Annotated in this window: 21 protein-coding genes; 9 read left to right on the top strand and 12 right to left on the bottom strand. The window is 67.4% G+C overall.

What is annotated here, in order from left to right; all coding sequences use genetic code 11:
• Position 1 precedes the first annotated feature (1 nt).
• The 6 genes from ACSQ3P_RS25090 to plsY all read right to left on the bottom strand — a co-directional run bounded on the left by ACSQ3P_RS25090 (position 2) and on the right by plsY (position 5,343).
• Positions 2-1,582: a hypothetical protein gene (locus ACSQ3P_RS25090; protein ID WP_436168187.1), complete on the bottom strand. Its 1,581-nt coding sequence runs from the start codon at positions 1,580-1,582 to the stop codon at positions 2-4.
• Positions 1,583-1,805: 223 nt separating this feature from the next.
• The gene (locus ACSQ3P_RS25085; protein ID WP_436168186.1) at positions 1,806-2,087 is read right to left on the bottom strand and encodes a hypothetical protein; all 282 of its coding nucleotides are present in this window, start codon (positions 2,085-2,087) and stop codon (positions 1,806-1,808) included.
• Positions 2,088-2,552: 465 nt separating this feature from the next.
• A complete protein-coding gene (gene rpiB / locus ACSQ3P_RS25080) occupies positions 2,553-3,002 on the bottom strand; it encodes a ribose 5-phosphate isomerase B (RefSeq protein WP_436168185.1) in 450 nt (149 codons plus the stop codon).
• A 157-nt stretch (positions 3,003-3,159) separates the two neighbouring features.
• Positions 3,160-3,657 (bottom strand): N-acetyltransferase family protein, encoded by a 498-nt coding sequence (locus ACSQ3P_RS25075; RefSeq protein ID WP_436168184.1) that lies wholly within the window; start codon positions 3,655-3,657, stop codon positions 3,160-3,162.
• A 96-nt stretch (positions 3,658-3,753) separates the two neighbouring features.
• Positions 3,754-4,494 (bottom strand): class I SAM-dependent methyltransferase, encoded by a 741-nt coding sequence (locus ACSQ3P_RS25070; RefSeq protein ID WP_436168183.1) that lies wholly within the window; start codon positions 4,492-4,494, stop codon positions 3,754-3,756.
• A gap of 207 nt (positions 4,495-4,701) precedes the next feature.
• Positions 4,702-5,343, bottom strand: a complete 642-nt coding sequence (gene plsY / locus ACSQ3P_RS25065) for a glycerol-3-phosphate 1-O-acyltransferase PlsY (protein ID WP_436168282.1) — start codon at positions 5,341-5,343, stop codon at positions 4,702-4,704.
• Between the two features lie 253 nt (positions 5,344-5,596).
• Here plsY and ACSQ3P_RS25060 point away from each other — a divergent pair, with 253 nt between their 5' ends.
• The gene (locus ACSQ3P_RS25060) at positions 5,597-6,592 is read left to right on the top strand and encodes an aldo/keto reductase (protein WP_436168182.1); all 996 of its coding nucleotides are present in this window, start codon (positions 5,597-5,599) and stop codon (positions 6,590-6,592) included.
• 179 nt (positions 6,593-6,771) lie between these two features.
• On the opposite strand, the gene ACSQ3P_RS25055 is transcribed toward ACSQ3P_RS25060, so the two are convergent.
• The 5 genes from ACSQ3P_RS25055 to ACSQ3P_RS25035 all read right to left on the bottom strand — a co-directional run bounded on the left by ACSQ3P_RS25055 (position 6,772) and on the right by ACSQ3P_RS25035 (position 10,747).
• Positions 6,772-7,284, bottom strand: a complete 513-nt coding sequence (locus ACSQ3P_RS25055) for a DUF305 domain-containing protein (RefSeq protein ID WP_436168181.1) — start codon at positions 7,282-7,284, stop codon at positions 6,772-6,774.
• A 112-nt stretch (positions 7,285-7,396) separates the two neighbouring features.
• The gene (locus ACSQ3P_RS25050; RefSeq protein WP_436168180.1) at positions 7,397-9,700 is read right to left on the bottom strand and encodes a copper-transporting P-type ATPase; all 2,304 of its coding nucleotides are present in this window, start codon (positions 9,698-9,700) and stop codon (positions 7,397-7,399) included.
• A gap of 74 nt (positions 9,701-9,774) precedes the next feature.
• Positions 9,775-10,056, bottom strand: a complete 282-nt coding sequence (locus ACSQ3P_RS25045) for a hypothetical protein (protein ID WP_436168179.1) — start codon at positions 10,054-10,056, stop codon at positions 9,775-9,777.
• Positions 10,049-10,267 (bottom strand): DUF2933 domain-containing protein, encoded by a 219-nt coding sequence (locus ACSQ3P_RS25040; protein WP_436168178.1) that lies wholly within the window; start codon positions 10,265-10,267, stop codon positions 10,049-10,051. The genes ACSQ3P_RS25045 and ACSQ3P_RS25040 overlap by 8 nt, the downstream gene beginning before the upstream one ends.
• A gap of 216 nt (positions 10,268-10,483) precedes the next feature.
• The gene (locus ACSQ3P_RS25035; RefSeq protein ID WP_436168177.1) at positions 10,484-10,747 is read right to left on the bottom strand and encodes a winged helix-turn-helix transcriptional regulator; all 264 of its coding nucleotides are present in this window, start codon (positions 10,745-10,747) and stop codon (positions 10,484-10,486) included.
• Between the two features lie 172 nt (positions 10,748-10,919).
• Between ACSQ3P_RS25035 and ACSQ3P_RS25030 the strand changes: the two genes are divergently transcribed.
• The 7 genes from ACSQ3P_RS25030 to ACSQ3P_RS25000 all read left to right on the top strand — a co-directional run bounded on the left by ACSQ3P_RS25030 (position 10,920) and on the right by ACSQ3P_RS25000 (position 18,397).
• Positions 10,920-11,573, top strand: a complete 654-nt coding sequence (locus ACSQ3P_RS25030; RefSeq protein ID WP_436168176.1) for a hydrolase — start codon at positions 10,920-10,922, stop codon at positions 11,571-11,573.
• 3 nt (positions 11,574-11,576) lie between these two features.
• Entirely contained in the window at positions 11,577-12,413 is an 837-nt protein-coding gene (locus ACSQ3P_RS25025; RefSeq protein WP_436168175.1) for an alpha/beta fold hydrolase, read from the top strand.
• Positions 12,414-12,482: 69 nt separating this feature from the next.
• The gene (locus ACSQ3P_RS25020) at positions 12,483-12,767 is read left to right on the top strand and encodes a XapX domain-containing protein (RefSeq protein WP_436168174.1); all 285 of its coding nucleotides are present in this window, start codon (positions 12,483-12,485) and stop codon (positions 12,765-12,767) included.
• Entirely contained in the window at positions 12,764-14,731 is a 1,968-nt protein-coding gene (locus tag ACSQ3P_RS25015; RefSeq protein WP_436168173.1) for an amidohydrolase, read from the top strand. Before ACSQ3P_RS25020 ends, ACSQ3P_RS25015 begins: the two co-directional genes overlap by 4 nt.
• Before the next feature lie 131 nt (positions 14,732-14,862).
• Entirely contained in the window at positions 14,863-15,309 is a 447-nt protein-coding gene (locus ACSQ3P_RS25010) for a DoxX family protein (protein ID WP_436168172.1), read from the top strand.
• Positions 15,309-16,952: an MFS transporter gene (locus tag ACSQ3P_RS25005; protein ID WP_436168171.1), complete on the top strand. Its 1,644-nt coding sequence runs from the start codon at positions 15,309-15,311 to the stop codon at positions 16,950-16,952. The genes ACSQ3P_RS25010 and ACSQ3P_RS25005 overlap by 1 nt, the downstream gene beginning before the upstream one ends.
• Positions 16,949-18,397, top strand: a complete 1,449-nt coding sequence (locus ACSQ3P_RS25000) for an alginate export family protein (protein ID WP_436168170.1) — start codon at positions 16,949-16,951, stop codon at positions 18,395-18,397. The genes ACSQ3P_RS25005 and ACSQ3P_RS25000 overlap by 4 nt, the downstream gene beginning before the upstream one ends.
• 174 nt (positions 18,398-18,571) lie before the next feature.
• Here the strand turns inward: ACSQ3P_RS25000 and ACSQ3P_RS24995 are convergent, their stop codons facing one another.
• On the bottom strand, positions 18,572-22,915 hold the full coding sequence (locus ACSQ3P_RS24995; RefSeq protein WP_436168169.1) for an autotransporter domain-containing protein: 4,344 nt from the start codon (positions 22,913-22,915) through the stop codon (positions 18,572-18,574).
• Positions 22,916-23,145: 230 nt separating this feature from the next.
• On the opposite strand from ACSQ3P_RS24995, the gene ACSQ3P_RS24990 reads away from it, so the two are divergent.
• Positions 23,146-24,804: a winged helix-turn-helix domain-containing protein gene (locus tag ACSQ3P_RS24990; RefSeq protein WP_436168168.1), complete on the top strand. Its 1,659-nt coding sequence runs from the start codon at positions 23,146-23,148 to the stop codon at positions 24,802-24,804.
• The last annotated feature ends 141 nt before the right edge of the window (positions 24,805-24,945 follow it).

Here is a 24,945-nt window from a genome sequence, read left to right as displayed (position 1 = left end):
CCTATCCGCCCATCCAGGCGCCGCGTCCGCGCGGGCTTCGCGGGCGGCGCTCCCTAGGCTGCCGATCCCTGACGGGCTCGGCGAAGGTCAATGCGATGGCGTCCCAGTCATCGGGCGACCGGATCCCGCGCGCCCTCATATGCTCTTTGCTTTCCAGGAGCAGGCGCTGGTTCGCGTCGTAATGGTAGGACGGGCCGCAGGCATCGGCCTGCAGCCCATCCTGGTCCGGGATGTCGGCGCCGCCGGGCTCGTCGAGCCAGTCGCGCGAGCGCTTCCACATCTCGGCCCGGCGGTTGCGCGGGCCCGGCTTCTTCGTGCCATCAGGTAGCAATTCGACCGGCTCCTGCGGCTCCGAGCCGAAATTCACGGGCACGACGATATCGTCATAGGGCGCGCCCCAGGACTGCAGGATGTCGACGACGCCGGCGCCGACGCCGCCGACATCGACAAACACCCTTGCCGGTTTGTCGGCGTCGATGACCTGCCTGATCCAGTTCGCCCCAGCGACGACATCGATCTTCGCCTTGCTCTCGGTCTTGCTGACTTGCCGTCCCTTGCGCCAGGCCAGCGAAAAGCGGTCATCACCGAAGCGCGCGGGATCGGCGCCGATGACCAGCGGCCCGATGCCCTCGCAGCTCGCCTTGCGGGCCCGCAGCACGGCGTCCGACTTGATGAAGCTGTCATGGCCGGTGAGCTGGAAGGCCTCGGCCGCGGTTGCCGGATATTCCTGCTTGAACAGCAACTCGTCCTTCAATTCGGCGACCTTGGCGCGGCGCCAGGCCATCTGGCCCAGATCCAGGCCGTGGGCCTCGGCGTAAGCCTGCTCGTCCACGTCGAGCGCAAAGCCGTCCGGAGCCGGCCGGCGATACTCGTCCTGCCAGAACCAGGGGATGAAGATCGCCTCATAGTCGCCGATGCCGCTTTCCGCCTGCTGCCAGCGCGCGTGGAACTCGCCGCCGACGCCATTGGCCGTGCTTTCCAGCACGATCTCGGTTCCCGGCAGATCGGGGATGGCCTGGACGACACCGGCGAAATGCGTTGCGGCATTGGGCCAGAACGCGACCTCCGAGCCATGGAAGAGCTGCACCGTCTGCGAGCGGCCGACCGCCCTGGCGCCGGCGGTGCCGACGGCATAGCCGCTCTCCAGCTTTGAGAAGGAAAGCTCCCTCGCATTGGCCGCGCCGGTCTGCGGCTTGAGAAGCCGCGGGCAGTGCTGGTGGTAGCGCTCGACCATGCCGAACAGGTTGTTCGTCGCCTCCCGCTCATGCGTGAGAATGAAAACTCGCACGCCCCGCGCGTGACTGGCGCGCCAGTAATAGCGCCCACCGATATAGGTCGAGATGCCCTGCTGGCGGCCCTTGAGCACGAGCGCGCGGACCTTGCCGGTGCGCGCCCTCTGCTGCTCCAAGCGGCCATGCAGATAAAGCTGCGCCTGGTTGAGCTGGAGCGGCGCGATCGCGCCGGTCTTGGTCCGGATCCGCAGCGCCTTTTGCGCGTAGTGCTCGAACTCAGCCCGCAGCCTCCGGCGGATCGCCCTCTCCTTCGGGCTCATTGTCTCGGGGTTCATCGTCTTGGGTGCCATCGTCCCTAGGCTCATACCAACGGCCTTTGACATCGGCTTATAGCTGAGGCTCCGCCGTCATTCCGGGGCGATCAGAAGGATCGAGCCCGGAACCCAGAACCGATGCCGCTGTTTGAGAAGGCACGGGGCGCCGGCTCGCTTCACGACGACACGCATCGGTTCTGGGTTCCGGGCCCATGGCTGCGCCATGTCCCGGAATGACGGAGGAGAATAACGCCATCGCTCAGCGCTGAAGGCCGTCAGGCTCATCGTCGAGTTCGGCGAGCGCGTCTTCATGGCTGAGCGCGATGCCGCCGCTGTGCTCGACGGTGGCAAGCTTGGCATGGACATAAGGGGCTGCTGCCTTGGCGATCTCGAACCGAGCCTTGGGCTCGAGGCTCTCGTCGCGAAGCATGGTGAGCATATAGTCGAGCGGCGTCAGGCCGCCCTCAGCGGCCAGCCCCGCCTCGATCGGGCGCGCCGCCGCACCGGCCTTGCGGCTCGTCCTTGCAGCGCCTCTGGCCATGTCTGGATCTCTGAAGTGAAGGCTTCGCTTGCGCCCGGCCTGAAACGAAAACGCCCGCGAGCGGGACGCTGCGGGCGGCAGGCACAGGAATTCACAGTGCTATTAAGACATTAGACCCATCATAGGATTGCTGTCAACAGGCATTTGAAAGAATTCTTATGAAGGGTGGGTGGGCGGCGTGTGTGGGCCGGCCTCGCCTCGACGCAGAACCCTCTCCCAGAGGGAGAGGGCAGGGTGAGGGGTCGGCCGCTCCCCGCATAAGGCTCACGTGAGCCGCGGTGGGGTCTGCGCTCCACTGGTCCAGAGGCCGACACCTCATCCCTGCTCTTCTCCTTACAGGAGAAGGGTTCCCCGCGCCCTTTCCGTCATGGTCGGGCGTCACGAAACCGGCTTCGAGGCAGCATCCGGACATCGGTTCCTTGCTGGGAAGCGGACACTATCCCAAGCAAGACGCAATGACTGGCGCTACCCCTCCAGCGCCCCGATCATCTCCACCCGCGTCGCATGCCGGCCGCCCTCGAACCGGGCGCTCAGGAAGGCATCGACGATATCCAGCGCCAGCCCCTCGCCCACCACGCGCGCGCCGATCGACAGCATGTTGGCATCGTTGTGCTGGCGGATCATGCGGGCTGAGAATGTGTCGGCGCAGACGCCGCAGCGGATGCCCTTGATCTTGTTGGCCGCCATCATGATGCCCTGGCCGGTGCCGCACAGGATGATGCCGAGCCGGCAATCGCCGGAGGCGACGCGCTGCGCCGCCGCTTCGCCATGCTGAGGGTAGTGCGTGCTCTCCGGCGTCGTCGGTCCGATGTCGACCACCAGCCAGCCTTGCGCCGTAACATGGGCGGCAATGGCCTGTCGCAGCTGAATGGCGGCGTGGTCGCTGGAGAGGACGATGCGGTTGCTGGCTGTCAAGGAGGCGTCATCCCGTGTCCCGAGGCAATCCGGCGGCTTGACCGCGCTGGATCAGGGGCTTTTTGCTTGGGCGCTATACGTGCGTGACCAAGAAAAGCGTTGTTGATCGCGCTATCCTACGGTCTGCTTGAACGACCGCATAGGGCTGGTATCCGACCTAGCGTGCGCAGAGATCGAGGGCCATGAGGATGCTGTCGCGGTAGACGCCCTCGCGCTTCCAATCGCGCACGCGCCGCCCCTCGCTCTGAAAGCCAAGCCGTTCGTAGAGCCTGCGAGCCGGGGTGTTGTCGTGGAGAACCGACAGCTCGATACGTTCAAGCCCTCGCTCACCCGCCCGCTCGATCGCCAGGGTTAAAAGACGCTGGCCGAGCCCCTGGCCGCGATGGCTCGCGAGCAGGCCCATGCCCAGGCTTCCGACATGCGCACGCACCGGCGAGGCGTCCGGGGCGATATCGCACCAGCCGACCACTTCGCTGTCGACGGCAACGATCCTGGGGGCGTTGGCCTCTCGCAGGCTGGCCACGAAAGCTGCGTATCGTTCGATTGGCGGCGCGCTCAGCCGTGACAGCCACCGCCCCTCCCCGGCAACCGCGTCAAGGCAGCGGTGACAACCGACCAGATCAGCCTCGAACGCATCGCGAATTTCGATGGCCATCCAGTTCCCTAGCCTAGCGTTCACATGACCGACGGATTGTAGCGGCAACCGCCGCATGGTGAAGGCCCGCAACGGGCGGAAAGCCGCTATCGCCCATCAGGCCGTCTGATGATCAGCGCGAATGATCAGAAACGATGGACGCCGGACATGGTCGGCCAATTTCGGCCATTGCTGCAACGAAGCAGGATCGGGCCCAGGTTCGAGAACGCGGCGGATGACCAGGCCTGCGTCGATCAGGGCATTCATGTAGCTGGCGACGGTACGATGTTCCCTTGGCGTGTCGGCGCCGAGCCAGCGTACAAGGCGCGGTCCCTCGTCAAGATAGCGATCCACCGGCCAATGCTGCCGGGTGCCGTCAGCCGCCTCAGCCCATTGCCGGGAGGCGCAGGTCATGATCGGGTGCTCGACGGAGACAATGAAGCTTCCCCATTCTCTCAACCACCCTCTGACGCGCCGCGACACTGTCACGACGTCACGGATGTAGTGCAGCGCAAGCCCGCTGACGACGACATCGGCGCTGCGATCGGGAAGCGCGACATCCTCGATCCGGCCTATCTCGTAGCGTGAACGAGAATCGCCGCCGAGCTTGATCGCCTCCCGGATCATCTGCTCCGAGGCGTCGAAGGCCTTCACCGAACGCGCGCCTTGCTCAAGGGCCAATCGTGCCAGGCCACCCGAGCCACAGCCCAAGTCAACGACATCCTTTCCCTGAAGCGAAGGCATCAGCGATCGCAGCGCAGGCTGCTCGATGACCTCATTGGGGCACCCGGGCCGGGATCGCAATTTGCTATAGGCGAGGCTGAGCAGCGGATCGTCGTAGAGCGCTCGATCTGTCATGTTCAGCGCTGTTCCCGTGGTTTCAACGCATGATGGAGACGACAATCCAGCTCCGCAATGGGCCGCACGCTGTTCTCGCGCCACACGTCATGCTCAGGCTTGACCCGAGCATCTCAGGCCGGAAGAGGCGTCGGCAAAGGTAGGCTCCCCCATCACGAGATGCTCGGGTCAAGCCCGAGCATGACGGCCGAGGGCCGATAGCTGACGTCAGCCGCCCAGGCTTTGCCCGAGGCGGGGTTCCGTCCCCGCCAGCAGACGCCTGATATTGGCGCGATGGCGGGCAATGACGTAGACGCCGCCCGCGACGACCAGCAGGCGATAGGGCATGGGCTGCTCCAGGCTGCAGATGAGGAGGATCGCCGTCAACGCCGCCAGGATCGAGCCGAGCGAGACAATCCGGGAAACAGCCATGACAACGCCGAAGACCGCCAGGGCACCGATGGCCACGGGCCAGGATATCGCCAACACCACGCCCAGGCCTGTCGCGACGGATTTGCCGCCGCAAAACCCCAGCCAGATCGAACGGCTATGGCCCAGCAAGGCAGCCAACCCGGCGATGCCTACAGCCCAGGGCGTCCAGCCATGCTGATCAAGCGCCGGCGGCGGCGTGACGATCGTATCAGCGAAGCGCAGGGAGCAAAGCCAGCGCACAAGGACGACCGCGGCTACGCCCTTCAGGACATCGACCAGCAGTACGACGAGCGCAGGCCCCTTGCCCAGGACGCGCAGCGCGTTCGTCGCGCCGACGGATCTGGAGCCGTGCTCCCGGATATCGAGGCCGTAGATCCGGCCTGCCAGATAGGCGGTCGGGATGGAGCCGCAGAGATAAGCTCCCGCCCATCCGGCCATGGTCGCGATCCAGAATGCCGACACGGCATCACCTCACATCGGCGCTTAAGTCACATGGGCGCTTAAGTCACATGGGCGCTCAAGCTAGCATCGGGAGCCTTTCATGGGCAGACGCGGTGTCATGGCCTCTACAGCCAAGAGTCATTGATTAGCAGGCCTTATGAGACCTTGCGGACTATCGCTTCTAATCGACGCGAGCGCGCCTCGCTAGATATCCCTCATCGACATTCCGTTCGGGATTATGAGGTGGATTATGGAGCAACGAGCACTCGGCAGAAGCGGCCTGACCGTGTCGGCGCTGGGATTGGGCTGCATGAGCATGAGCGCCCTCTATGGGCCGCCAGCCGACAAGCAGGAGATGATCAAGCTCATCCGGGGAGCCTTCGCGCGCGGCGTCACGCTGTTCGACACGGCTGAATCCTACGGCCCCTTCACCAATGAGGCGCTACTGGGCGAGGCCCTCGCGCCGATCCGCGGGCAGGTCGTGATCGCGACCAAGTTCGGCTTCGATATCGACCCGGAGACCGGCGAACGGCGCGGCGGCCTGAACAGCCGTCCCGACCACATCAGGCAGGTCGCAGAGGCCTCGCTGAAGCGGCTGCGCACCGATCATATCGACATCTTCTACCAGCATCGCGTCGACCCCGATGTGCCGATCGAGGACGTCGCCGGCGCGGTCAAGGATCTCGTGGCGGCAGGCAAGGTCCGGCATTTCGGCCTGTCGGAGGCAGGCATCGCCACGATACGCCGCGCCCATGCGGCGCACCCCGTCACGGCCGTGCAGAGCGAATATTCGCTGTTCCACCGCGAGGCGGAGCGCGAGACGCTGCCGGTCCTGGAGGAGCTCGGCATTGGCTTTATCCCCTTCAGCCCGCTTGGCGCCGGCTTCCTGACGGGAAAGATCGACGAGACCACGGTTTTCGCGCCATCGGATTTCCGCAATGCGGTTCCGCGCTTCTCGATCGAGGCCCGCAAGGCGAATGCCGCGTTGGTCGCATTGCTGAAGCGCGTGGCGGCCCGAAAGGGCGCAACCCCGGCTCAAATCGCCCTGGCCTGGCTCTTGGCCCAAAAGCCCTGGATCGTCCCGATCCCCGGCACGACCAAGCCGCACCGCCTCGACGAAAATCTCGCCTCCTGCGCGGTCGCGCTGACAGCTGGCGACCTTCGTGAGATCTCGGAGGGCACGGCCAGGATCAGCCTGAAGGGCGAGCGCCTGCCCGAGGCGGCGCTGAAGATGACCGGGCGCTGAACCCACAGCTTGCGAGCCTCGGTCTGGGAAGGCGAGCCCTCATCCTGAAGAGCCGCGCCGTCACCCGCACAAGCGGCCCCCGGGGTCCGGCCTTCAGCCGGCCCGAGGACGCAAGCTGCGCCGCGCCAATCGCGGTGTCCATGAAACCGGCGGCGTCGATGCGCTGCCGCTTGTCAGCGTCACTTGGCCTTCATCGTCTCCACCCGCGCGGTCATCTCCGCGATCTCGGCCTTCTGAGCCTTGATGATGCCTTCGGCCATGGTCTTGGACGCGGCATCCGCGCCGAACTTGATTTCGATCGTCGCCATGTCGATCGCGCCCTGATGGTGCACGATCATGCCGCAGTTGAAGGCGAGGTCGGGGTCCTTGATGTGGTGCGTCATCATCATCGGCATGTGCATCTTCATCATCGCCTGCATGGATGCCTTCTGGGCCTCGGTCATCGCCATCTGATCCATGCCGGGCATGCCCGCGCCGCCCATCATCTTCGACATGTCCATGCCTTCCGCCATCTTGCCGTCCATCATCTTGCCTTCCCCCATCTTGGGCATGGCCATGTCCTTCATCAGGGCCTCACGACAGGGCTGAGGCAGCACCGACATGTCCGCGCCCATGGTCATCTTGTCCTGGGCGGCGGCGCCGGTTGCGGCAAGGCCGAGGGCGACGAATGAGAGTGTGAGAAGCCGACGCATGATGTCCTCCGGTGTTGGGGGCCGTTTTGGAAAGGCCGGCCTGGGCCTTGGTGACGTGGGTCTTGGTGACGTGGGTCTTGCCTTGGCGACGTGGAAAAGGCGGTTCGTCCGGCTAGGTTGCGGGCTGGATCGTCACAAAGCGCAGGCGCAATGCATTCGCGATCACGCTGACGGATGAGAGCGCCATGGCCGCCGCCGCCAGGATCGGCGACAGCAGCAGGCCCGTGAACGGATAGAGCAAGCCGGCGGCGACAGGGATGCCCGCCACGTTGTAGGCGAAGGCGAAGAACAGGTTCTGCCTGATATTGCTCATGGTCGCCTGGCTGAGCTTGCGGGCGTGGACAATGCCCGCCAGATCGCCGCGCAGGAGGGTGACGCCTGCGCTCTCCATGGCGACATCCGTCCCGGTTCCCATCGCGATGCCGACATCGGCGGCCGCGAGCGCGGGCGCGTCGTTGACGCCGTCTCCGGCCATGGCGACGACACGCCCCTGCGCCCTGAACTCCGCGACGATCCTGCCCTTGTCCTCGGGCAGCACCTGCGCCCTCACCTCATCGATGCCGAGCCTGGCGGCGACCGCCTGCGCCGTCGTCAGGTTGTCGCCGGTCAACATGACCACGCGGATGCCGGCGTCGCGCAGGGCGGCGATCGCGCTTGGAGTGGTCGCCTTGATGGGGTCGGCAATGGCGATCACGCCGGCGGCCCTGCCGTCGATCGCGACGAGTAGCGCCGTGGCGCCATCCTTGCGCAAAGCCTCGGCTTCCGTTTCAAGCGCCGCGACATCGATGCCGATCCCGCCGAGGTAGTCGGCATTGCCGAGCACGACGGCGCGCCCAGCCACCTTGCCGATGACGCCCCTGCCCGTCGGGGAGTCGAAATCCTCAGCCTTGTCGAGCCCGAGCTTGCGCTCCATGGCCGCCGCCACGATCGCGGCCGCGAGCGGGTGTTCGCTTGCCTGCTCGAGGCTGGCGCTAAGGCGCAGCAATTCGTCTTCCTGTAGCCCGGCCACCGGGCGGATCGCCGTCACGCGCGGCTTGCCCTCGGTCAGCGTGCCGGTCTTGTCGACGACGAGCAGGTCGACCTTCTCCATGCGCTCCAGCGCCTCCGCGTTCTTGATCAGGACGCCCATCCGCGCGCCACGGCCGACGCCGACCATGATCGACATCGGGGTGGCGAGGCCGAGCGCGCAGGGACAGGCGATGATCAGGACGCTGACGGCTGCGATCAGCCCGTAGACCATCGCCGGCTGGGGTCCCCAAAGCGCCCAGGCGGCGAAGGCTGCGACCGCGATCGCGACCACGGCGGGCACGAACCAGGCGGCAACGAGATCCGCCAGCCGCTGGATCGGCGCGCGCGAGCGCTGCGCCTTGGCGACCATCTGCACGATCTGCGCGAGCATGGTGTCGTGGCCGACCTTGTCGGCGCGCATCACGAAGGCGCCCTGGCCGTTGAGCGTGCCGCCTATGACGCTGGCGCCCGCCGCCTTCGCGACCGGGAGAGGCTCGCCCGTGACCATCGACTCGTCGATATTGGAGCGCCCTTCGAGGATCTCGCCATCGAGCGGAACCCTGTCGCCTGGGCGCACGCGCAGATGGTCTCCGACCTTGACCTGGTCCAGCGCGACCTCCTCGTCGCCGCCATCGGCGCGCAGCCGGCGCGCGATCGTCGGCGCAAGCTCCAGCAGGGCCTTGATGGCGCCAGAGGTCTGCTCGCGGGCGCGCAACTCCAGAACCTGGCCGAGCAGCACGAGCACGGTGATGACGGCGGCCGCTTCGAAATAGACGGCGACCGCGCCGCCATGGCCGCGAAACGCCGACGGAAACACGCTCGGCGCCACCGTCGCGACGACGCTGTAGCCCCAGGCGACCCCGGTGCCGAGCGCGATCAGCGTGAACATGTTGAGCGAACGGTTCACCAGCGAGGCCCAGCCCCGCGCGAAGAACGGCCATCCCGCCCAGAGCACGACGGGCGTCGCGATCAGCAACTGCGCCCAGTTCGACATGGCCGGGCTGACGAAACGGCCGAGATCGAGGAGATGGCCCCCCATTTCGAGGATGACGACGGGGATCGACAAGACGAGCCCGATCCAGAAGCGCCGGGTCATGTCCCGCAGCTCGTCACTCAGGCCCTCCTGGCTCAGGCCTTCCCGGCTCGGGCCTTCCTGGCCCGTCACGAGCTCCGGCTCGAGCGTCATGCCGCAGATCGGGCAGTTTCCGGGCGCGGGCTGGCGGATCTGCGGATGCATGGGGCAGGTATAGATCGTGGGGGCGGCATGGATCGTACCCGGCGGCACGGCCGGGCGCGGCGCCGCCGCAAGCTCGCCGCGGATGCTGGCCGAGGTGCCATGCGGGGGCGGGCCGCCATGGTCGTGGTGAGGCGGGTGGCCGGCATGGTCATGGTCAAGCTGCAGCGGCATGGCTGACTCCCTGCGTGTTGCCACAAGGCCTGGCTGAGGCCTCCAACGCTGGGAGCCCCACATCAGCCAACGGCTCACCGGTTGGTGGTCCGTCCCGATCCGCGCCCGACAACCGCATTGTACACCAACACGAAAGCCCCCGCGGTGATCCATGCGACGACGATATTGGCGAGGATGGCGCGGAACACGGCGGAGAGCGTCAAAGGCGGGGTGGCGCCAAACAGCGCCAGCCAGCCATGCGTCGCGGTGAAACTGGGCGTCGCCACGGCGATCAGCGCACAAAGAGCATAGATGGCGACCAGCGCCGCCGATAATCCCGCGCCGAGAGGCAGGACCCCGATGCCGCGTTCAGACATCGGGCTTCTCCTTGCCGCGGTCATGCCCGGCATGTCCGTGGCCTCGATGCATGAAAACATGCATGAGCGGGCATGCGAGGAGAATGAGGTAGGGCAGGATTCCGAAGAGATGCGCCCAATGATCGGCCACCGCCAGAGCCAGCCCAATCGCAAAGACGCCCGCCACGGCCCAGCCGAACAGCGTATGCGGAACGAGGGACGATAGCGTCATCGGCGAGCTCCTCGGGAGGCGGCGTATCACGCTGGTTGGCATCAAAAGAGTGGGCATGTTCCGCAGCGTTCGCGCTCATCTCTCAAGCTACGCCAGCTGGACCAAGCTCCGTGTTGATCAAGATCAAGGCCGCCACGGGAGCCGCCCTCCCCGTCCGCTCGAAATGCGCCGGTCGCTGAGATTGAGAAGGCTTGCCGCCCGGTTCTCCAGACCCGGTCAGGGGGCCGCGCCCCCGCCCGGCTGGAGCAAGGCCTCGCTGCGCGCCAGCGCCGCGTCGACCTCGCGGCCCCGCGCGGTCAGGCCGTATTCGACATGGCGCACGCGCTCGCTCAGATCGCGGCGCTCGACATAGCCCGCCGTCTCGAGCGCCTTCAGTCGCGCAGACAGGACGCGGGCGGAGATGCCCGGTGGCATCTGGCGGCGCAAGGCGCCGAAACGCAGCGTGCCGTGGCGGGCGAGCGTAAAGACGACATGGCTCATCCATTCCTGCGCGAAGAACTTGAGAATTGGATCAGCAAGACAATAATCGTCTTGTGTTACTTGAAGTATTACTTTGTCATTCATGGCTCTAGGTAGTATCCCGCCCGTAACTAATGGCCACCGCCGCGATGCGGCCCTAACGTCCCGGCGATTCCAACCGGAGACCCCACCCTTGTCCCACGCCATAGCAGCCCCCGGCAAACTCCTGCTCACGCCGCAGGATCACACGCTGATCCTGATCGACTTCCAGTCGCAGATGGCCTTCGCGACCAAGTCGATCGATGCCGTCGCCCTGCGCAACAACGCCGCGCTGATCTCGCACGCCGCCGCAGGCTTCGGCGTCCCGACCATCCTGACCACCGTCGCCGAGAAGAGCTTTTCCGGCCCGATGTTCAGCGAGATCACCGAGGCCTTTCCCGACCAGGCGCTGCTCGACCGGACCTCGATGAACACCTGGGAGGACGCGGCTGTGATCGCCCGCGTCAACGCCATCGGCAAGCCGCGCATCGTGCTGGCCGGGCTCTGGACCGGCGTCTGCATCGTCGGCCCCGCCCTGTCGGCGCTCGATCAGGGTTTCGAGGTCTATGTCATCGCCGATGCCTGCGGCGACGTCTCCGAGGAGGCGCATGAGCGCGCCATGCTGCGGATGATCCAGGCCGGCGCCCGCCCGATGACCGCCGTGCAATATCTGCTCGAGCTGCAGCGCGACTGGGCCCGCACCGGCACCTATGAGCTGACCACCAGCATCGCCCGGAGGTTCGGCGGCGCCTACGGCCTGGGCATCACCTACGCCAAGACCATGTTCGGCGCGCAGGAAGGGCACTGAGCCATGCCGGTGATCACCACCCAGGACGGGGTCGCGATCTTCTTCAAGGACTGGGGTCCCCGGGACGCGCAGCCGATCATGTTCCATCACGGCTGGCCGCTCTCCTCGGATGACTGGGACGCGCAGATGCTGTTCTTCCTGGCGCAGGGCTATCGGGTCGTTGCCCATGATCGCCGCGGCCATGGCCGCTCGGCGCAGGCGAGCGGCGGCCACGACATGGACCATTACGCCGCCGATGCCGCGGCGGTGGTCGAGCATCTCGATCTGCGCGACGCGGTCCATATCGGCCATTCCACCGGTGGCGGCGAGGTCGCCCGTTATGTCGCCAGGCATGGCGAGCCGCAGGGCCGCGTCGCCAAGGCGGTGCTGGTCAGCGCCGTGCCGCCGCTCATGCTCAAGACCGAAAACCACCCCGGCGGCCTGCCGCTGGAGGTCTTCGACGGCCTGCGCCAGGCGCTTGCCGACAACCGGGCCCAGTTCTTCCTCGATCTGCCGGCCGGCCCCTTCTACGGCTTCAACCGGCCGGGCGCGAAAGTCTCGCAGGGCGTGGTCCAGAACTGGTGGCGCCAGGGCATGGCCGGCAGCGCGCAGGCGCATTACGAGGGCATCAAGGCCTTCTCCGAGACCGACCAGAGCGACGATCTGAAGGCGATCACGGTGCCCACCCTCGTGCTGCACGGCGAGGACGACCAGATCGTGCCGATCGACGCGTCAGCCCGCCTCTCGGTCAAGCTGCTCAAACACGGCACGCTCAAGACCTATCCGGGCTACCCGCACGGCATGCTGACCACCCATGCCGATGTGATCAACCCCGACCTGCTCGCCTTCATCCAGGGCTGACCCGGCGCGGTGCGGCGCAGCCGCACCGCGCCCTTGCACGAAGACCTTGCATCAAGACCGGGAGACATCATGAAACTCTATCTCGCCTCGCTGGGCGCCGGCCTGCTCGTCGGCGTGATCTACAGCCTGCTCGACCTGCGCTCGCCGGCACCGCCCGTGGTGGCGCTGATCGGCCTGCTCGGCATCCTGGCCGGCGAGCAGATCGTGCCGATCGCCAAGCGCGTCGTCGCCGGCGAACGGCTCAGCCTCGGCTGGCTGCAGCGCGAATGCGGCGAGCACGTCTTCGGTGCCTTGCCGGCGCGGGCCGCAGCCAAGGATGGCGGCAGCCAACCCGGCGAAGGCAGCCCCTCATGACCCCGACACGCAGACAGGCCGCCATCGGCGGCGCAGCCGGCGCCTTGTCGGCCCTTTTCGGCGGATCCGCCACAGCCCAGACCTCCGGCTCGGGAGCCAGCACCATGATCGCGGACCTCATCCTGGTGAACGGCCGCTTCACCACGCTCGACCAGACCAATCCGAACCCGCAGGCGGTTGCGATCGCGGACGGGCGCTTCATCGGCGCCGGCTCCGAGCACGAGATGCGCGCGCTCGGCGGGCCAACCACCGAAATCATCGATCTCGGCGGCCGGCGCGCCGTGCCCGGGCTGATCGACAGCCACATGCACATCATCCGCGGCGGGCTGAACTACAATATGGAGCTGCGCTGGGACGGGGTGCGCTCGCTCGGCCAGGCCATGGAGATGCTGAAGCGCCAGGTCGCCGTGACGCCGCCGCCGCAGTGGGTTCGCGTCGTCGGCGGCTTCACCGAGCATCAATTCGCCGAGAAGCGCCTGCCGACGCTGGACGAGATCAACGCGATCGCGCCCGACACGCCGGTCTTCATCCTGCACCTCTACGACCGCGCCTTGCTCAACGGCGCCGCCCTGCGCGCCGCCGGTTACACCAAGGACACGCCCAACCCGCCGGGCGGCGAGATCCAGCGCGACGCTGCCGGCCACCCGACCGGGCTGCTGCTCGCCAAACCCAACGCCACGATCCTCTACGCCACCCTGGCCAAGGGCCCCAAGCTGCCGCCGGAATACCAGCTCAACTCGACCCGGCATTTCATGCGCGAGCTGAACCGGCTCGGCGTCACCACCGTGATCGATGCCGGCGGCGGCTTTCAGAACTATCCCGAAGACTACGCCGTCATCGAGAAGCTCCACGCCGATGGCGAGCTCAGCCTGCGCATCGCCTACAACCTCTTCACCCAGAAGCCGAAGCAGGAACTGGCGGATTTCGAGAGCTGGTCGAAGCAGGTCCGGCCGGGCCAGGGCGACGATCTCTACCGCCATAACGGCGCCGGCGAGATGCTGGTCTATTCCGCCGCCGATTTCGAGGACTTCCGGGTCGAGCGCCCGGAGATGCCGCCGTCCATGGAGGGCGATCTCGAGCCCGTCGTGCGCCTGCTCGCCGAGAACCGCTGGCCCTGGCGCCTGCACGCCACCTATGACGAGACCATCACGCGGGCGCTCGATGTCTTCGAGAAGGTCGATCGCGACGTGCCGCTCAAGGGCCTGCACTGGTTCTTCGACCATTGCGAGACGATCAGCGACCGCAATATCGACCGCATCGCCGCACTCGGCGGCGGCATCGCCGTGCAGCATCGCATGAGCTTCCAGGGCGAGTATTTCGTCGAGCGCTACGGTGCCAAGGCGGCAGAGCGCACGCCGCCGATCGCGCGCATGCTGGAGGCCGGCGTGCCGGTCGGCGCCGGCACGGATGCGACCCGCGTCGCCAGCTACAACCCCTGGGTCTCGCTGGCCTGGCTCGTCACCGGCCGGACGCTGGGCGGCCTCAAGCTTTACCCGCAGCGCAACCTGCTCGACCGCGAGAGCGCGCTCAGGCTCTGGACCCAGGCCAATAGTTGGTTCTCGACCGAAGAGGGCAAGAAGGGCCAGATCAAGGCCGGGCAGCTCGCCGATCTCGTCGTGCTCGACCGCGACTACATGGCGGTGCCCGAGGACGAGATCCAGGACATCGAGAGCATGCTGACCCTGCTCGGCGGCAAGCCGGTCCATGGCGCGGGCGACTATGCCGGCCTCGCGCCTCCCCTGCCGCCGGCGATGCCGGACTGGTCGCCGGTCAGGAGTTTCGGCGGCTACCAGAAGCGCGCGGCGCTGGACGAGCGCAAATACGCCTTCGCCGCTGCCTGCGGCTGCGCCAGCGCCTGCGGCGTCCATGGCCATGGCCATGCCGGCGCGCTGGCGGCCGCCACCCCCGCCCGCGACGAGGGCGCCTTCTGGGGCGCGCTCGGCTGCTCCTGCTGGGCCTTTTGAACGCCAGAGCATTTTCGAGCGAAGTGGACACCGGTTCGCGTGAAGAAAATGCGATAAAACAAATAGTTAGAGTATTTTCGCGCTTCGGAGAAACGCGGAAATGCTCTAGAGATCATCGAAGGATTTGCACCATGTCGGCCTCGCCGCTCCCCGTCGTCCAGCCGGCCGTCGAAACCTTGCTCGGCCGCTCCTGGCTGGCGCTTTTCGCCCGGCTCGCGGTCGCCCTGCCCTTCCTGCTCAGCGGCCTCGCCAAGCTCGCCGATTTCGGCGGCGCCACGGTTGAGGTTCGCGGCCTGACCGGCTTCGAGCCGGCCGCTCTCTTCGCCGTGCTGGTCATCGCGACCCAGCTCGGCGGCTCCGCCCTGCTGATCGCAGGCGGCCGCCACGCCTGGATCGGCGCGGCCGGGCTCGCCGGCTTCACCGCGGTTGCAACGCTCTTCGCCCATGCCTTCTGGCTGAAGCCGGTAGCTGAGCGCGTGCTGCACCAGAACATCTTCTTCGAGCATGTCTCGATCATCGGCGGCCTCGCGCTGCTGGCGATCCTGGCGGCGCGCTCCACCGGCGACGCGCGACCGTGATGGCCGAGGTCCCGAACCCGACCCCAAAGGCGCCGGCGCCATCCGCTTTCTCGCCGCTGCGCCGGCCCGTCTTCGCCGTGCTCTGGGCGGCGACGATCCTGGGCAATATCGGCAGCTTCATGCGCGACGTCGCCAGCGCCTGGCTGGTGACCGACCTCTCCGGCTCGGCCTCGGCCGTGGCAATGATCCAGGTCGCCGGCACCTTGCCGGTCTTCCTGCTGGCGATTCCGGCCGGCGTGCTCTCCGACATCGTCGACCGCCGCAAGCTCCTGATCGGCGTGCAGATCCTGCTCGGCCTGATCAGCACCGCGCTGCTCGCCCTGGCGCTCGCCGACAGGCTGAGCGTCGCGATCCTGGTCGGGCTGACCTTCCTCGGCGGCATCGGGGCGGCGCTGATGGGGCCGGCCTGGCAGTCGATCGTGCCCGAGCTCGTGCCGAAGCCGGACCTGCGCAACGCGGTGGCGCTCAACTCGCTCGGCTTCAACATCGCCCGCTCGATCGGCCCGGCGCTCGGCGGCGCGCTGCTCGTCGGCTTCGGGGCAGCCGCGACCTATGGCGCGGATGTGCTGAGCTATGTCTTCGTCATCGCCGCTTTGGTCTGGTGGCGGCGCCCGGCCGGAGCCGACGATGCGCTGCGCGAGCATTTCGGCGGCGCCTTCCGGGCCGGGCTGCGCTATGCCCGCGCCAGCCGCGAGCTGCATCGCGTCCTGCTGCGCGCCACGCTGTTCTTCATCTGCGCCAGCGCCGTCTGGGCGCTGCTGCCGCTGGTGGCGCGCCGGCTGCTCGAAGGTGGCGCCGGCTTCTACGGCCTGCTGCTCGGGGCGGTCGGCGCCGGGGCGATCAGCGGCGCGGTCCTGCTGCCGCACATCCGGGCGCGAACGGGCGTCGACGGCCTGATGCTCGGCGCCGCCCTCGTCACCGCCGTGATCATCGCGGCGCTGGCAGCCGTGCCGCCGCAATGGCTCGCGGTGATCCTGCTCTTCATCCTCGGCGGGGCCTGGATCGCGGCGTTGACCACGCTGAACGGCACCATCCAGGCAATACTGCCGAACTGGGTGCGCGGCCGCGGCCTGGCGCTCTACCTGACGGTGTTCAACGGCGCCTCGGCCGCCGGCAGCCTGCTCTGGGGCATTGTGGCGGAGGCGATCGGCCTTCACGGCACGCTCATCGCAGCGGCGCTGGCGCTCAGCGTGGTCGCCCTCGTCGCACTGCGCCTGCCGCTGCCGGCGGGCGAGGCCGATCTGACCCCGTCCTCGCATTGGCCCGAGCCCGCCATCGTCGAACCGGTCGAGCATGATCGCGGTCCGGTGACGATCACGATCGAATACCGCATCGCCCGCGAGAACCGCGTCGGCTTCCTGGCGGCCATCGCCCGGCTCGCGCCGGAGCGGCGCCGCGACGGCGCTTTCGCCTGGGGCGTCGCGGAGGACGCCGCCGATCCCGAGCGCATCGTCGAGTGGTTCATGGTCGAGTCCTGGGCCGAGCATCTGCGCCAGCACAAGCGCGTCTCGCGCGCCGACGCCGATATCCAGGCCGAGGCGGCGCGCTTCCATGCCGGGCCGGAGGCGCCCGTCATCCGGCACCTGCTCGGGCTTTCCACGCAGCGCGAGGGTCGCGCGGCCCCGGCGGAGCGCGGGGAATGAGTGCCACACGGTCGGGATCTTGGCCGGCATTCCGGCGGGGTCGTCACCTGTGGCGCCTCGCCGGCCCGGCGCTGCTCGCGCTGCTCGGGCTCGGCGCTGCGGCGGCGTCGGCCCAGACCTCCCCCGGCCGGCCCTCCTATGAAAGCCTCCGCTTCAACGAGGATTGGTCGGCGCTGCGCGACCCAGCCCTGCGGACCGACCCGTTCGATCCGCTGAAATGGATCCCGCTGAACGGCGCGGGCTCGGCCTATCTGACCTTGGGCGGCGAGCTCAGGGCGCGCTATGAGGCCGCGCGCGCTCCGGTCTTCGGCCTCGGCGCGCCCCGGCGCAACGACTATGCGCTGCTGCGCTCCTTCCTGTTCGCCGACCTGCATCTGGGCCCCGATGTGCGGGCCTTCCTCGAACTGGCCAGCGGTTTCGCGCCGGGCTGGGCCGGCACGCCGCCGCCGACGCAGAAGGACGAGCTCGATATCCTGCAGGCTTTCGGCGAGCTGACGCTTCCCACCGCTCATGGCGCGGTCATGCTGCGCGGCGGCCGGCAGGAGATCAGCCTGGGCTCCTCGCGCCTGGTCTCGGTCCGCGACAGCCCCAATATCCGCCGCGCCTTCGACGGCGTCCGCGCCGCCTGGATCGGGGCCGGCGATACGCGCATCGATGCCTTCCTGCTGCGTCCGGTCGCGCCGCGGTCCGGGACCTTTAATGACGGCCGCGACCCGGCCCAGCTGTTCTGGGGCGTCTATGCGACGGCGGCGGTCCCGGCCGTGCCCGGTCTCAAGGCCGATCTCTACTATCTCGGGCTGGAGCGCGACGAGGCCCGCTTCGCGCAGGGCGTGGCGAACGAGCGCCGGCACACGCTCGGTGCACGGCTCTTCGGCAAGCGTGGCGGCTTCGACTGGAATGTCGAGGCTGCCTACCAGTTCGGCAGCTTTGGGACGGCCGCCATCCGCGCCTGGACCGTTTCGGCCAATCTTGGCTACAGCTTCGCCGATCTGCCCTTCTCGCCGCGCCTGGGCCTGAACGCCGATGCGATCAGCGGCGACAGGAACCTGCGCGACAACCGGCTCGGCACCTTCAACCCGCTGTTTCCGAAACTGCCCTATTTCTCGGAAGCGAACCTCGCTGCGCCGGCCAACCTGCTCGACATCCAACCGAATCTGACCTTGTCGCTCTGGCCGAAGCTCAGCCTGACGCTCGGCTGGAACCCGCTCTGGAAACAGGCGGAGGCGGACGCCTTCTATGCGCCGCCGCTCAGCCCGGTCCGAGGCAGCGCTGGAGGAACCGGGCGCTTCATCGGCCAGCAGACCAGCCTGGCCCTGAGCTGGAGCGCGACCGAACATCTCACGCTCGGCGGAACCTATGTCCACTACACGCCCGGTGAGCGGCTGAAACAGGCTGGGGCCGGCAGCGGCGCGTTTCTCGCCGGCTGGGCGCAATTCATCTTCTAAAGCATGCCTGACCCGGCTGGATCGTCCAGATGCTCCAGGTCATTATCTCGACGTGTTGCCTTCATGCGAACCGGTGGCCGCTTCGCTCGAAAACGCTCCAGAACCGAAAGCGACGGCCCCATGCGCTTCCGCCTGGACGGAATGCACAGGGAGCAGCGGCCGGGCGCGAGCCCCTCAGAACCTCACAGCCAGCACGCCCTTGAAGGCGTGATCCTGCGTGTCCTGGGCGAGCTGGCCGGTATAGGACAGGCCCAGGCTGGCGCTCGGGCCGATCGCCAGGTCGAGCCCGGCCTCGACCAGCGCCGCATCCCGCGCGATCGGGATGCCGGCCACGGTGAAGGCGCTCGCGCTGGCGAAGGCGAGCCTCGCGCTCGGGCTGACCTCGCCGAGGGCGTGGCGCCAGGCGAGCCCGCCGCGCAAGGTCAGGTCCAGGCCCTGCAAGGCAAAGCTCGACGAGGCGCGCAGGCCCAGCGTGGCATAGCCGATGCCGGTATCGCCACTACGGGCGCTCAGCGCCGCCGCCCCGCCGGTCTCGCTGAAGCCGTCGGTGTGCAGGTTGACATAGGCCAGACCCGCGAAGGGCTCGAAGGCGGTTTTGCCGAGATCGATGCGGTAGCCGAGCTCGCCGAAGGCCTGCGCGGTGCCGGCATTATAGCCGGCGCGCGGGTTATCCCCGAAGCCGGAGAAGGCGATGGTGCGGCGGGTCTCGATGTCGTGCCAGCTGTAGCTCGCGCCGGTGCGCAGGCCGAGCACGCCCCACTGGCCGCCAGCGTAGAGGCCGAGATGGTAATTGTCGCTCTCGCCCGAAGAGCGCCTGGCGTTCACATCGAAATTGCTGCGGCTATAGCCGGCGATCACGCCGAAGCGCATGGCGTCGAACACAGCCGCATCCGCGCCGATGAGGGCACCACCGGTCGAGCGCGTCAGCTTGGCGGCGTTGCCGTTGCTGTCGCTGTGGCCCCATGAGCCATAGCCCTGGCCCCAGACCGCGAAGCGGTCCGATCTCAATCGCGGCATCGGCCCGGTGACGGAGGGCGCCTGATCGGCGGTGAAGCCATAGTCCAGCGTTGCCATCGGCTGGGCCCCGACCGTACCGAAGGCGGCGCGCAGCCGGTCGTTCGCGGCGCTGCGCAGGAGCCGGCTCTCATCGATCAAGGCGCTCTTGGCCGAGGCATGGATCTCGCCGGAGAGCGCGTCGAAGGCAGATTGCGCCTGCGGCGCCGACAGGTTGAGCACCGCGTTGTAGAGGGGGCTGCTTCCGCCGAGGCTCTCGACGGCGACGGCGGTGGTGATCTGGTTCGCGGTCAGGCCGACGCCGGCGAAGCCGAGATTGTTACGGGTCATCGTCAGATAGGCGTTGTTGGCGTCATAGCTGAGCGAAGGATCGAGGAAGGCGAGGTTCGAGGTCACGCCACTGAAGACACCGCTCAGCCCGCCATTGGCGGTGAGGATCGTGTAGCGCGTCTGCGACGCGTAACTGCCCGAGCCCGCCAGCACCTTGACCGTGCTGCCGGCGATGGTCGCCATGCCGCCGGCGACGATCCTGTCCGATTGCCCGGCCGCATTGACCTCGACCTCATAGACCGAGCCCGCCGCGAAGGTGAGGTTTCCCGCGATGTTCAGCGTGCCGATCGAGTTGCCCGGCGCGATCGTGCCGGACACGCTCATATTGCTGACCGCGCCGCTGCCTTGCAGGCGGCCGCCGGCCAGCACCTCCACCGTGCCGCCGAGCGCGCCGTTGACCGCCAGCGTGCCGTTCTCGATCGTGGTCGTCCCGGAGAAGGCGGCGGAGTTGCCGGTCAGGGTGAGAAAGCCCGCGCCGGCCTTGGTGAAGCTGCCGCTGCCCGAGATCACGCCGGCATAGGTCGCGCTGACGGCCTGGTCGAAGGTCAGGGAGGCGCCTGAGACGAGGGCGACATTGCCGCTGAAGCGCGCGGCCGAGGTGATGAGCCCGCCCGCCTCGACCGTCCAGTCGAGTGACGACAGGCCGGTCAGCGTCAGCACGCCGGCGCCGCGCTTGATCATCGCGCCGCCTGTGCCGTTGAGCGCCGCGATGTCGCCGGCGAAGCTCGCATTGCCTGCCTGGTTGAAGACGACCGTGCCGGCATTGCCGATATGGCCCGAGATCGAGGCGGCATTGCCGATCAGCGTACCGGCAGCGACAAGCGTGTTGCCATAGGCATTGGCGCTGTTGTCGAGCCTCAGCGTGCCGCTGCCCTGCTTGATCAGGTCGCCGCTGCCCGAGACCACGCCGGTCAGCCCGAGTTCGGTGCCGGCTGCGACATCGAAGCGCCCCGCCTGCGTCAACGATACCGTGCGCGCGGTATCGAAGCTCGCCGTGGTCGAGAGCGTGCCGCCCGCGAAGGTCAAACCGCCCGTGGCTGCGCCCAGATTGGCGTCGCGCGACACCGACAGCACGCCGCCCGCGATCGTCGTGCCGCCGGTATAGCTGTTGGTTCCGGTCAGGATCAGCGTGCCCGCGCCGGCCTTGGTGAGCGAGGTGCCGTTCCAGCCGGTTGCAAGGTTCGCCGCCTGATCGGCCAGCACCGCCCCGACCGTGAAGCTGTCGGTGGCGTTGGTCAGCGTGAAGGTGCCGTGGGCGAGGTTGTTGCCGGCGGTCCAGCTCAGGCCATAGCTGGCGAGATATTGCAGGCTGTCGGCCGATTTGCGGGTGGAGACGGTGAGGTAGTCCACCGTACCGCTGAAGCCGCCGACATTGATGCCGGCGAAGTCGCCGCTGATGCCGGATGCGGTATTGATCAGCACCCTGTCGAGCTGGCTCGCGTCCGTGATGCCGCTGATGTTGAAGGTGACGCCGTTGCCGATCGTGATGCTGTTGGCGGAGAGCGCGGGGCTGCTCGTGCCGGCGGCGATGGACAGCGTGGTGCTGTCGCCGAAGGTCACGGCCTGCGCGACGGTCAGGGTCGTCGGCGCCTGGATCGCCAGCGTGCCGCCGGTGACGGTGATGCTGCCGGCCAGATTGATGTTGCCGCTCGACGTGCCATTGCCGAACTGGAGCGTGCCGCCCGCGATCGTCGTGCCGCCGGTATAGGTGTTGGCGCCGGTCAGGGTCAGCGTGCCGGTGCCGGTCTTGACCAGCGAGCCGCCGGTGCCGGAGATGACGCCGCTCACCTCGGTCGAGAGATTGTTCGAGCCGACCGTCAGTTCGTTGGCGCCGAGGATATAATTGCCGGCGCCCTCGATGGAGCCTGCGCTCAGCTTGCCGTCACCGTTCGGGCCGGTGCTGGCCGAGAAATCGACCGTTGCACCGGCATAGTTGCTAAGGGCGGCGCTGCCGGCCGTGCTGGTGTTGTTGAAGTTCAGGAAACCGTGATTGGCGATGGTGGCGCTGTCCGCCGTGCTGGAGTCTATGAAACTCAACCAGTTGTTGTTGGTGATGATGGCGCTGCCAGCCGCGCTGGTGTTGGAGAAGCGCAGGGTGCCGCCGTTGATGATGGCGGCGCTGCCCGCCGTGCTGGCGTTCGAGAAGCCCAGGAAGCCGAAGCCATTGTTGGTGATGGTGGCGCTGCCCGCCGTGCTGGTGCTGCTGAAGTTCAGATTGGCGTTGTTGGTGATATTGGCGCTGCCCGTCGTGCTGGTGCCGTAGAAATACAGTAGGCCGTAGTTGGTGATGGTAGCGCTGCCCGCCGTGGCGGTGTCGTTGAAATTCAGCCCGAAGTTGTTGGTGATGGTGGCGCTGCCAGCCGTGCTGGTGCCGTAGAAATACAGACCGCCGGTGTTGCTGTTGGTGATGGTGGCACCACCGGCTGTGCTGGCATTGTTGAAATACAGAGCACCGTTGTTGGTGATGAAAGCGCTGCCGGCCGTACTGGTACCGCCGAAAGTCATTGTTCCGCTGGAGCTGCTTGTGATGGTGGCGCTGCCCGCCGTGGCGGTGTCGTTGAAACTCAGCCCATAGTTGTTGGTGATGTTGGCGCTGCCCGCCGTGCTGCTGTTCCCAAAAACCAGGCTGTAGCTGTTTGTAATGGCGGCGCTGCCGGCGCTGCTGCTGTTGTTGAAATACAGATTGCCCGTGTTGGTGATGGTGGCGCTGCCAGCTGTGCTGGCGTTGTAGAAAATCAAGACATGGCCGTTGGTGATAGCGGCGCTGCCGCCGTTGACGACGATGCCGGCGCCGACAAATTGCAACCAGGCGGGGTAGGTGGCGGCGAAAATGTAGTCAGATGCCCCCGCATTGAACGTCCAGCCGTCGAAGGTGCCCGAGGCACCCAGCGTCAATGTGGCCGTGTTCGAGGTGCCGAACGTCGCTGTGCCGGTCGGCACGCTGCCCGTGCTCCAGTTGCTCCCAACGAAGAAGTCGCCCGACCCCGGATTGGTCAGCCAGGTCGCGTCCTGCGCCCGCGCCGGCCCCGCGGCCGGGAGCATCGCTGCCAGCACCAGGGCCGTCGAGGCCAGCAAGGCAGTCCGCAACGGGCTGCCCAAGACGCTGCGCAAGGAGAAGACGCTGCGCAGGGACGTGACGCCGCGCACTGAGGTCGAAAGCACTCGTGAAGGCATATTGTCCCCAGCCTGGAAGCGAGGGCTTGCGGTCCCCGCGATCCGTGTTCGTCTCGTCCCTGTGCCTTATGTCTGTGCGGGCCGGGGAAAGTCCTGAATGGGCGTCGGAGAAATTCTGAAATTTCGTTGAAACTCAGCTTTCGCGCGGAAAAACGAATGGCTTAACGGCCAATTTCATGTTTTTGGCGGAATGTCGGAGTTCCGGGATATCGCGCAGGAGAGGAGGCCCGGTGCTCAGATTTGTTGGATTTGAACTCGATCGGCTGCGCTCCGAACTGCGCGGGCCCGGTGGCGAAACCATCAAGCTGCGGCCGAAGGCTTTCGACCTGCTGCAGCTGCTTGCGGCCAACCCGGGCCGAATCATCGGCAAGCACGAGCTGATGGCGGCGGTCTGGCCGAATGTCCATGTCGGCGAAGACAGCCTGTTCCAGTGCATCCGGGAGATTCGCACCGCGCTGGGCGACGACAGGCGTCAATTGATTCGTGCCGTCTCCGGCCGGGGCTACCTGTTCGAGGCCGAGGTGTCGCGAGCGCCGGATGCGGGCGCGCCGGACAAGTCTCCCCAGCAGATCGGCCCCGAACCGGCGAGCGAGCCGGCAGGACGCTGGCTCGCTCTCAAGATGCGGCGCCGTACCGCGCTCGTGGCCATGTCGGGGCTCGGCGTGTCGGCCTTGGCGGCAGCCGCGACGCGGCTTCCCCGTTTCTTCGCGGGTTCGCCCCCGACCGTCGCCGTGATCCCGATGACGGCTGCGAACAATGACCCGCTGGCCACCGGGATGGCGGCCAGCGTCACCCGTGACCTGACCGGCGGCCTGGCGAAGATCGAGACGATCCGGGTGGTGATTCCGCCGGGCGGCGGCGTAGGGGGCGCCGATCTCGTCGTCAGCAGCGAGCTGGAGAAGACCGAAGCGGCGTGGACTCTGCGCGCGCGCATGACCGAGCCAGCGACCGGCGCGGTCAAATGGGCCACGACGATATCGGTCGGCCTGGCCGGCACCGACGTGGAACTCCAGCAGACCCGCCTGACGGCCGGCATGGGCCACGCGCTGGCGCTGCGCATCAACGTGCTTCTGAATTCAGGCGAACGCTCGGCCGAGGGCTTGCCGACAGGCAGCACCAAGGCCGCCGTGGAGCAAGCAACGGCCTCGATCAACCAAACCACGCCCGAGCGCTTCCGTGCCGCGCAGGCGATGCTGGAACAGGCCCTCGCCGACGACGCCGGCAATGTCGACCTGCAAGTTGCGCTGGCCGCGTTTCAACTGCGCGGGATCCAGATGGCCTGGTTCCCCACTGCCGAGCGCGAGTCGGTCGAGACGCGCGTCGGCGTGATCATGGCACGCGCGTTGCGCGCGCAGCCCGATTACATTCCGGTGCTGGAAACGCAGAGCCGGTTTCTGTCGACGACCAACCGCTTCGTCGAGAGCCTGGTAGCCTGCGGCAAGGTGCTCGCCCATGATCCATGGAACGGGATCGCGCTATACCTGATCGGCCTCGCCCAGATCTTCCTGGGCCGCTTCGACGACGCGCTCGCCTCGTTCAAGCAGGCGGACCGGTTCGATACGCCCCAGGTCGCGCGCTGGACATGGGCGATCGGCGCGGGCTGGACATACCTTCTGATGGGGCGCGCGGAAGAAGCCTTGCCCTGGCTGCAGCGATCGATCGCCATCACGTCGGCCAGCGGACGCACGCATATGCTGCTGGCCGCGGCCTATCAGCAATTGGGCCGGGCCGACGACGCCAGGGCGGCGATGGCGGTGGCCTTGGAATTGAGGCCCGGTTCGACCGCGCGCAACGCGCCACCGTCCACCAAGAACAATAGCGCGATTTTTCTGGAGGCGTCCGAACGCGTCGTGGGCCTGATGGTTGCCGCCGGCCTGCCCGAGAACTGACGACGGGCAACGGCACGCAGATCCTGGGCCTCTTGCCGAGCGTCATTCCCGGACTTGCGCGCCTTGAGAATCTCATGACCAGAGGACAGAAATCAGAGATGCTCGGGTCAAGCCCGAGCATGACGGCACCGGGCGCCGCGT

Origin of the sequence: Allobosea sp. LjRoot9 (genome assembly GCF_964252745.1) — a bacterium.
Lineage (GTDB): Bacteria > Pseudomonadota > Alphaproteobacteria > Rhizobiales > Beijerinckiaceae > Allobosea.
This window is presented reverse-complemented; position numbering and strand designations above follow the sequence as displayed.

What these genes read in the sequence shown, in the direction of transcription:
- ACSQ3P_RS25090 (WP_436168187.1), bottom strand. Translation starts at nt 1,582, where the DNA reads ATGGCACCCAAGACGATGAACCCCGAGACAATGAGCCCGAAGGAGAGG.
- ACSQ3P_RS25085 (WP_436168186.1), bottom strand. Translation starts at nt 2,087, where the DNA reads ATGGCCAGAGGCGCTGCAAGGACGAGCCGCAAGGCCGGTGCGGCGGCG.
- ACSQ3P_RS25075 (WP_436168184.1), bottom strand. Translation starts at nt 3,657, where the DNA reads ATGGCCATCGAAATTCGCGATGCGTTCGAGGCTGATCTGGTCGGTTGT.
- ACSQ3P_RS25070 (WP_436168183.1), bottom strand. Translation starts at nt 4,494, where the DNA reads ATGACAGATCGAGCGCTCTACGACGATCCGCTGCTCAGCCTCGCCTAT.
- plsY (WP_436168282.1), bottom strand. Translation starts at nt 5,343, where the DNA reads ATGGCCGGATGGGCGGGAGCTTATCTCTGCGGCTCCATCCCGACCGCC.
- ACSQ3P_RS25060 (WP_436168182.1), top strand. Translation starts at nt 5,597, where the DNA reads ATGGAGCAACGAGCACTCGGCAGAAGCGGCCTGACCGTGTCGGCGCTG.
- ACSQ3P_RS25055 (WP_436168181.1), bottom strand. Translation starts at nt 7,284, where the DNA reads ATGCGTCGGCTTCTCACACTCTCATTCGTCGCCCTCGGCCTTGCCGCA.
- ACSQ3P_RS25050 (WP_436168180.1), bottom strand. Translation starts at nt 9,700, where the DNA reads ATGCCGCTGCAGCTTGACCATGACCATGCCGGCCACCCGCCTCACCAC.
- ACSQ3P_RS25045 (WP_436168179.1), bottom strand. Translation starts at nt 10,056, where the DNA reads ATGTCTGAACGCGGCATCGGGGTCCTGCCTCTCGGCGCGGGATTATCG.
- ACSQ3P_RS25040 (WP_436168178.1), bottom strand. Translation starts at nt 10,267, where the DNA reads ATGACGCTATCGTCCCTCGTTCCGCATACGCTGTTCGGCTGGGCCGTG.
- ACSQ3P_RS25035 (WP_436168177.1), bottom strand. Translation starts at nt 10,747, where the DNA reads ATGAGCCATGTCGTCTTTACGCTCGCCCGCCACGGCACGCTGCGTTTC.
- ACSQ3P_RS25025 (WP_436168175.1), top strand. Translation starts at nt 11,577, where the DNA reads ATGCCGGTGATCACCACCCAGGACGGGGTCGCGATCTTCTTCAAGGAC.
- ACSQ3P_RS25020 (WP_436168174.1), top strand. Translation starts at nt 12,483, where the DNA reads ATGAAACTCTATCTCGCCTCGCTGGGCGCCGGCCTGCTCGTCGGCGTG.
- ACSQ3P_RS25015 (WP_436168173.1), top strand. Translation starts at nt 12,764, where the DNA reads ATGACCCCGACACGCAGACAGGCCGCCATCGGCGGCGCAGCCGGCGCC.
- ACSQ3P_RS25010 (WP_436168172.1), top strand. Translation starts at nt 14,863, where the DNA reads ATGTCGGCCTCGCCGCTCCCCGTCGTCCAGCCGGCCGTCGAAACCTTG.
- ACSQ3P_RS25005 (WP_436168171.1), top strand. Translation starts at nt 15,309, where the DNA reads ATGGCCGAGGTCCCGAACCCGACCCCAAAGGCGCCGGCGCCATCCGCT.
- ACSQ3P_RS25000 (WP_436168170.1), top strand. Translation starts at nt 16,949, where the DNA reads ATGAGTGCCACACGGTCGGGATCTTGGCCGGCATTCCGGCGGGGTCGT.
- ACSQ3P_RS24995 (WP_436168169.1), bottom strand. Translation starts at nt 22,915, where the DNA reads ATGCCTTCACGAGTGCTTTCGACCTCAGTGCGCGGCGTCACGTCCCTG.